The following is a 7,966-nucleotide window of genomic DNA, read 5'->3' on the forward strand; positions in this document are numbered from 1 at the left end:
GCTAAACTCCGGGAAAATCAATCAAGTAAGAGACTAAAAAAGCTTTGTAATAAAAGAGAATTTAAAATCAATGATTACCTTCATAAAGCATCTCGTTTGATTATTGATACTTTAATTAATCAGATGCAGAGGAACTCTGATAATTGGTCATAATGAAGACTGGAAGCAGAAGATAAATTTAGGGAAAAGAAATAATCAAAATTTTGTATCCATTCCCTATAATAAGTTAATTGAAATGTTATCTTATAAAGCCAAGATAGTAGGGATAAATATAATTATTACAGAAGAATCTTATACATCCGCATCAAGTTTTATAGATAATGATTTGATTCCAGTGTACAAGAAAGGCCAAAAAAATCAAGTCACTTTTTCAGGAAAAAGAATAAAGCGATGCAGCGCGGTCTTGGGGGTTTCCCCCATGAGCGACTGCATCAAGACAAAGAGGTTTGTATCGCAGTGCCAGCAAAGGGTTAATCAATGCTGATGTGAACGGTTCTCTGAACATAATGAGAAAAGCAGCTCCCTTTTGTCTTTGACCATGGGATAGAGGGTGTTGTAGTGCCTCCTGCGGAGGAGCTGCGCTAACACCCAGTCAGGGTAACGCCTGCAAAATAAGGATTAGTCATATTTGACTATATTTTTATCAACTATTAAACCTATCACGGAAAAGATAATCTTAAAAAAATTGATTTAGGACAAAGCAAAGAGCAGCACTACCTAAAGGTACAGTCAAATTATCCAGACCAACTTTTGATAAGGTCTCTAATAAAGTAGCAGCTAACGCCACCGGAATAGTAACTACCCAAGTTTGCCAAATATTGCCTTGCACGGCCAAAAGAATCAAACTAGAAACAGTATAGCTAACAAAAAACATCGTTAGGGAGCCTTCCCAACTTTTCTTCATGCCCCAGACTTGATAGGGATGTTTGCCAAAATTTTGACCAATAACAGCCGCTAACCCATCACCCCAAGCCATAATTAAAATACCAAGGGCAGCATATTGAGGTTGTTGGATAGACCAAAACCAACCGATGAGAATACCAATACTAACTGCATAGAAAAATGTTCCTAAACTTTTGCGCCCCACACTATTAACACTGGGAAGAATAGGTAGTCGGTAGGAAATAAGGGCGATCGCTGCTGAGATAATTCCCGCAGTAATACCTACCCAGGCTGGAATTTCCAACCACCAAGCTAATAGAATTACATTACCTGTGCCAATATGAACGACCTTTCGCGACATCTCTGGGTCTACTTTGGCAAAACGGTTAAGTGTTTCGGCAAGGATTAAAATAATTCCTAACCATGCTCCGACTAGAGAAACTTGGAACCAAATATTGGGAAATGTGGTGATGATAGACACTTTCATTAATGGATAATGGATAATGAATAATTGATAATTACCTCTCCCTTTTAGGGAGAGGATTGACAAATAAGGAAAATATTTATTTTTTCCCCTTGAAAGGGGAGGCTTTAAACCTGAATTATCTAATTATTTAATTGTTTAATTATTAATTATTTCGGTAAAAGAAAAAAGGCGTTGCATAATCAAGATATGAGGTCAAATCTGGTAGCATTGGTGTAATTAGACAAGGAGTCAGGAGTCAGGAGTGGGAAAGAATTTAGAAAGATTTGGCAATGATTCAAGATGGAACATTTTTTCCGACTACCTCCTCTGTAATTAGTAACTTCCCCACTCCCCTACTCCCTACTCCCTACTGCCTTATTTTGAAAATTACGAANGCGTTGCATAATCAAGATATGAGGTCAAATCTGGTAGCATTGGTGTAATTAGACAAGGAGTCAGGAGTCAGGAGTGGGAAAGAATTTAGAAAGATTTGGCAATGATTCAAGATGGAACATTTTTTCCGACTACCTCCTCTGTAATTAGTAACTTCCCCACTCCCCTACTCCCTACTCCCTACTGCCTTATTTTGAAAATTACGAAGTAGCTCAGTTGCGTGGTGACTTTCCAATGGTTTTGAAAACCAATATCCTTGTCCTTTGTTACACTGCAGTTGTTGAAGTTGTTGCATTTGATCTTGGGTTTCTATTCCTTCTGCAATAATTTCTAAGCCTAAATTATGAGCTAGTGCAATTATTGCACTGACAATTTTTAATGGCTGACCACTCCCATCCAAGTCTAATCTACTCACAAAAGAACGGTCAATTTTCAGAGTATTAATAGGAAACTGGTGTAGATAACTTAATGATGAATAACCTGTACCAAAATCATCTATTGATAATTTAATATTTTGATTTTTCAGTTTATTCAACATTTGAGTGGCTAAACTAACATTTTCCATAATTACAGTTTCAGTGATTTCTAGCTTCAAAGAATTAGGTTGACAATTTGTTTCTTGTAAAATATCCTCAATTTCTTCTACTAAATTTGCTTGCGAGAGCTGCTTACTAGAAAGATTGACACTTATGGTCAAATTGGAGGTAGGAAATTGACAGCTAGAATTATATATAGAGCAAGTAGAAGAACATTTGCTATTGCCATTTTGTCTGTGAGGTAAAGAGTCAGAGACCAGGAACATTTCTTGAGTGTTATTTGTTGTCAATTTCCCATTGTACTCTTTATATTGACAGTTAAATTCTTGCTGCCAAATAGTTAATTGATGACAAGCAGCTCGCAATATCCACATTCCCAGAGGAACAATTAAACCTGTTTCTTCTGCTATGGGGATAAACTGAGCTGGAGAAATCAAGCCTTTAGTGGGATGATGCCACCGTAGCAAAGCTTCAAAACCAGTAATTTGACCTGTAAATAGACAGATAATTGGTTGATAATTTAAGCGAAATTGAGAATTAGCTGGATTTTGTTTAATCATTTCTACGGCCCGTCGCAGATCGTTTTCCAGGTCTAACAATGATATAGCTTGGCTGTGCATTGTCAAATCAAACACCTCATACCTTGCTTTACCTAAAGCTTTAGCCCGATACATAGCAATGTCTGCATCTCGCAGTAAGTCTTCCGGGTTGTTGTAAATAGGACAAATATCAAGCTGATTTCTATCGGCACTATCAGCAAAATTTCCACGACTGGCAACAATACCAATACTAGCTGTAGTGAAGACTTCATGCCCTTCAATATATACAGGTTTTGCCAGTTCTTGATTGATTTTCACAGCTACTCTGGTAGCATAGTTAATACCAGGTGGATACTCCATTAAAATCGTGAATTCGTCTCCTCCTAATCTCGCCAGAGTATCTGAACCTTTGATACAATTCTGTAGTCGTTTGCCGATCGCTACTAATAGTTTATCTCCTATAGTATGTCCCAAACTGTCGTTAATTACTTTAAACCGATCTAAATCTAGAAAGAGAACAGCAAACTGATAATTTGGGTGTTGTCTAGACCGACGCAATGCTAGTCTTAGTCGGTCAAAAAACAAGGAGCGGTTTGGTAAACCTGTCAGTGGATCGTGAAGTGCCTCATAAACAAGTTTTTCTTGTGCTTGTTTGCGTTCGGTGATATCTCTAATAATTATCTGGGTTGCTGCCTTGCCATCATAAGTATAAGGTATTCCAACTATTTCCACATCTATTACTTCTCCATCTAGTCTAATTAACTTTTCTTCTTGTAAATGTGTCTGTTTTCCTTGTTTTTGAACTTGTTGTAGTCGCTTTTTTTCTATTTCTATATAGTCTGGAGGAATGAATTTCCAGACTGATTGACCGATAATTTCTCTTGGAGAATTTGCCCCAAGTAATTTAGCACCAGCAGCATTTATATAAACAAACTTTTCCAGACAATTTACGGCGATCGCTTCTGGCGAGTTCTCTACCAAACGACGGTAACGTTCCTCACTTTCTCGTAGTGCTTCCTCAGCTTGATTAGTTGCGATAAATTTACCTATGCCTTCAGCCATTAATTCAATAATTTCTTGTTCGTGAAACTCAAATTCTTTTGTTCTGGCTTGGGGAGATGAGAAGGATAAAGTACCATAAATTTGATTGTTTACAAATATTGGAGTAGCAATATATAACTTTATCGGCATACCTTTTGCTTCTGATTCTTGTAATTCATTGCTAAAAATTGTTCTTTGTTCTGCCACTACTTTATTACATAAAATATCACCTAAATTAAAGTCTTTTCCTCTAGCAAAATAATCCAAGTTTGATTGTACAGATTTGATGATAAATAATTCCCCTTTTACTTCACCAATAACTCCAGTTTCTGCGCCAAAAATTTTACAACCTGCTTGGAGATAATCAGCAAAAAGTTCTTCTATCTTATTATGATTACAGGTAGCAATTCTATGCAATTCCTTTAAGCTAGAACTGAATTTTTCTAAGGCTTTAGTTTTGACAAATAATTCTGCTTCCCAATGGAATCTTTCTGTAATATCGTTTTGAATGCCAATAAAATGTGTTAAATGTTGCTGAGAGTTATAAACTGGCGCAATGAATAATTCATTCCAGAATTCCGTGCCATCTTTCCGCACATTTTGCAAAATCACATGACATTCTTGACCATGTAAAACAGCTTTTTTCATCTGAGAAATTGCTGGCTGATTTCTGTATTTTCCTTGTAAAAATCGACAATTTTTCCCCATCACCTCCCCAGCCTGATAACCTGTGATGCTCTCAAAACTAGGATTAACATAAATAATGGAATTATCTGGCTGAGTAGCATCAGTAATGACGATGCCGTTGTTACTATTATCAATAGCCCGCTTCAATACTTGCAAACGTTCCTCGTTAGCATGACGTTCAATAGCAGTTGCTAGAATATTAGCGATCGCTTCGAGAAAGTAAATATCATCTTGGGTAAACTCTCGATATTGTTGAGTATGCACTCCCAAAACACCCCAAGCTTTTTGAGGGTGATGGCAATTGCTATTTTGAGATTCTATGATTTCTAAGTGAGGTATGATTACAGTTGCACCACTAACTATTCGGTGGTTATGTAGCAAGGGCGAACCAGGAAAACGTGTTTCCACAAACAAATCTTTGACAATGACTGACTGATTTGCTAAAAGAGTATAACCTGCGTGGGATTTTGCCCCAGCACTAACTGTAGCTTTACCTATTAAATTCTTTTCCCAACCTACACCCCCACAAAGGAGAAAAGCATGATTACCAGGCAACAATTCTAACACTTTGCTAAATTCTACATTTAAAGTTTTGGCAATTATGGCAACTGCTGTATCAATTAGTTTATAAATATTTGATGTTTTCAGCGCCTTTTGTCCTATTAGNCCTGCGTGGGATTTTGCCCCAGCACTAACTGTAGCTTTACCTATTAAATTCTTTTCCCAACCTACACCCCCACAAAGGAGAAAAGCATGATTACCAGGCAACAATTCTAACACTTTGCTAAATTCTACATTTAAAGTTTTGGCAATTATGGCAACTGCTGTATCAATTAGTTTATAAATATTTGATGTTTTCAGCGCCTTTTGTCCTATTAGTGCGACTGATGCTTGTAGACGTTCACGATATTTGAGCGACTCTAACAATTTATTTTCATTCTCTTGCGCTCGTTTTTGTTCAGTGATATCTCGGTTAACTCCTATAGTTCCAAGAATTTGATGAGATTTATCTAGCATTGGTACAACCGTTGTTTCACAGAGACCCTCGCTGCCATCTTTGCGAATAAAGTTAATTTCTCCTACCCACTTACCATTGGCCTTCATCCCCTCAATTATTTCTGGTGTTAACGTAGAAGATACTTCTGGTTGGTGTAAAATTGCTGGAGTCTTGCCCAATACCTCAGTTTTACTGTAGCCGAACATTCTGGTTGCTGCTTGGTTCCAGTCAACGATATTACCCTGAACATCCGTGAGAATTACCCCATCGTAGATATGCTCAAAAGTTAAAGCTTGTCTTTGCAGTGATTTTTGAGTAAGTTTGTGTTCTGAAATATCCGAAAATATAGATAGTATTGCGGTTTCCCCATTGAATTGTATCGAACACATTGATATATTGGCCCAGAAAAATGTGCCATCTGCTTTTTTGATAGGCAGTTCACGACCGCGTATCAGACCTTCTTGATGTAGATTTACGAGCAATAATTCATATTCTTCAGGACTAGAATAAAAATTAGATATTGGAAGATCGATTGATTTGTGGTTAGGAATACCAAATTTAAGTCTAAATAATTCGTTACTGAAGAGAATTACACCATCAACTGCACGGCTAATCGACATTGCCCCCTGCATTAGTTTAGCAATTGTTTCCCATAGTTTTTCAGTCTCTTTTTGTTTTTTTTTCATGGCTTACTTAAACTATATATTTTTGTTTATTCCCATGTTCTATTTGATATTTTTGATATTTTTTTTNAATACCAAATTTAAGTCTAAATAATTCGTTACTGAAGAGAATTACACCATCAACTGCACGGCTAATCGACATTGCCCCCTGCATTAGTTTAGCAATTGTTTCCCATAGTTTTTCAGTCTCTTTTTGTTTTTTTTTCATGGCTTACTTAAACTATATATTTTTGTTTATTCCCATGTTCTATTTGATATTTTTGATATTTTTTTTAGTATTTTTGATATTTTTTTCTTGACTTTAATGAATGGCAACTTTTTAGATAATTTATCGTAGATAACGATCCCTAATCATAAAAGTTAAATTTATAAACTTCTAACATCAAATTAGGACATGGCTCAGATAATTATATTGTAAAGTATTTTTTCTAGAGAATATAAATTTTCTTAACTGGGATTATGAAGATTTATTGATTTTACTTGACTTGAGGATTCACAGCCAATTGTTTTTTTAAAAAAAGACAAGAGCTTAAAAGGATTAAATCAGGGTTTTCAGCCCAGATGGAACATCTTGTAGAGGGAATGGATAAATTGTCCCTACTACTTATTTTAAAATAAAAGTTGGTATTCAGTGAAACTACAGAGATTATTGGTCAAGGAAAGATAAAAAAAGGGTAGGAATACTGGATATGGGAACAGGGAGAGGCAAGAAGAGGTAACTATTTGCTACCGTAACGGTAGAGGTTTGGTCAGCAAACCCCTACGACAACGTATTAGAAAAATAAATCTCTACTTTTAGCTGTCTACTTGCTTTCAAAGTTCAAAGTTCTAGAAAACTTAGTTCCAGTCTATTTTCTGGGCGTTGCTTATTTGTGGGAGGAAGTCATTTCAGTTAGCCTCCTGCGGAGGAGCTGCGCTTTTTCGTATAGGGAATGCTCCGCTTTCCATGTCGCTCCGCGTTAACGCGCGTTGTGCGGAACGCTAAACAGTTATCAGTGAACCTCAGACCTTAGTCGGAGGCTTGAAATACTGAGTTAAATATTTCTCTTGGTCGATTNGATTGGATATGGCGTTTAGCTGGCGCACAACTTTCCGTTCCGGAATGCTTCGCAAACGTTAACGGCTGTCGCCGACATGAAAAGCGTTCGCGGCTCTGCAAGAGCGGGAAACCTGTCCCTCCGGGACGCTTCGCGTTACATGTCGCGCAGCGAAACGCCATCCCATCCTAACGGAATGCTCCGCTTGCCTACCGCTTTTTCATCCCCTTAAAAGGGGAGGCTCATGCCCTCATTTTTTGGTAAAAGATAGGATTTACCTTTTATGCAAGGATTCATCCCTTGGTTCAGCAACGCCATTTTCTGCCACAATGATGAAGTCAGAAGTTAGAAGGCAGAAGTTGTTTTTGTAACGGGGATGCGTGAGCAACCCTGCAAAAACATTTTGCCAATCAAACGAGGGGCTAACTACTGTTGTGCGATTCAATTATGCCAATTCCCATGCATTAACGCAAGACCTTGGATAACACTTCAGTTATTAAGTAATTAAACTAAGGTAATTACTTTTTTGTTCGTTTGAGCAAATTTAGTATTAATTTTTCGGTTGTGCATCAGTAAAGTGTGGGATAAGTCGCGTAGGGCTGGCCAATATAATCTCAAAGCACTGATATATAGAGGTTGAGCGCCCACATGGTCGCGAAAAAAGTGCAAATTTTTTAGCCTTTGAGACTAAAAAGTTAGCACGAA

Annotated in this window: 4 protein-coding genes and 1 pseudogene; 1 reads left to right on the plus strand and 4 read right to left on the minus strand. The window is 37.2% G+C overall.

What is annotated here, in order from left to right; genetic code table 11:
• Positions 1-139 precede the first annotated feature (139 nt).
• Positions 140-484: an IS200/IS605 family accessory protein TnpB-related protein gene (locus AFK68_RS45810; protein WP_371357467.1), complete on the plus strand. Its 345-nt coding sequence runs from the start codon at positions 140-142 to the stop codon at positions 482-484.
• A gap of 192 nt (positions 485-676) precedes the next feature.
• Here AFK68_RS45810 and AFK68_RS20065 read toward each other — a convergent pair whose 3' ends face one another.
• The 4 genes and pseudogenes from AFK68_RS20065 to AFK68_RS37080 form a co-directional block, all read right to left on the minus strand.
• Positions 677-1,369 carry a diacylglycerol/polyprenol kinase family protein gene (locus AFK68_RS20065; protein ID WP_210407515.1) on the minus strand — a complete coding sequence of 231 codons (693 nt, stop codon included), beginning with the start codon at positions 1,367-1,369 and terminating at the stop codon, positions 677-679.
• A 538-nt stretch (positions 1,370-1,907) separates the two neighbouring features.
• Positions 1,908-5,210: EAL domain-containing protein (locus AFK68_RS20070; RefSeq protein ID WP_246844300.1), on the minus strand; the 3,303-nt coding region annotated here is incomplete at its 5' end.
• A 1-nt stretch (position 5,211) separates the two neighbouring features.
• A pseudogene (locus AFK68_RS45815) lies at positions 5,212-6,227 on the minus strand (PAS domain S-box protein); the annotation flags it as partial.
• 1,538 nt (positions 6,228-7,765) lie between these two features.
• A complete protein-coding gene (locus AFK68_RS37080) occupies positions 7,766-7,930 on the minus strand; it encodes a hypothetical protein (protein ID WP_168186567.1) in 165 nt (54 codons plus the stop codon).
• Between the last annotated feature and the right edge of the window lie 36 nt (positions 7,931-7,966).

Source organism: Hydrocoleum sp. CS-953 (assembly GCF_002260545.1).
In the GTDB taxonomy this organism is placed as follows: domain Bacteria; phylum Cyanobacteriota; class Cyanobacteriia; order Cyanobacteriales; family Microcoleaceae; genus Trichodesmium.

Bases quoted from the DNA above. Each gene is read 5' to 3' on its own strand.
- AFK68_RS20065 (WP_210407515.1), bottom strand. From the start codon at position 1,369: ATGAAAGTGTCTATCATCACCACATTTCCCAATATTTGGTTCCAAGTT.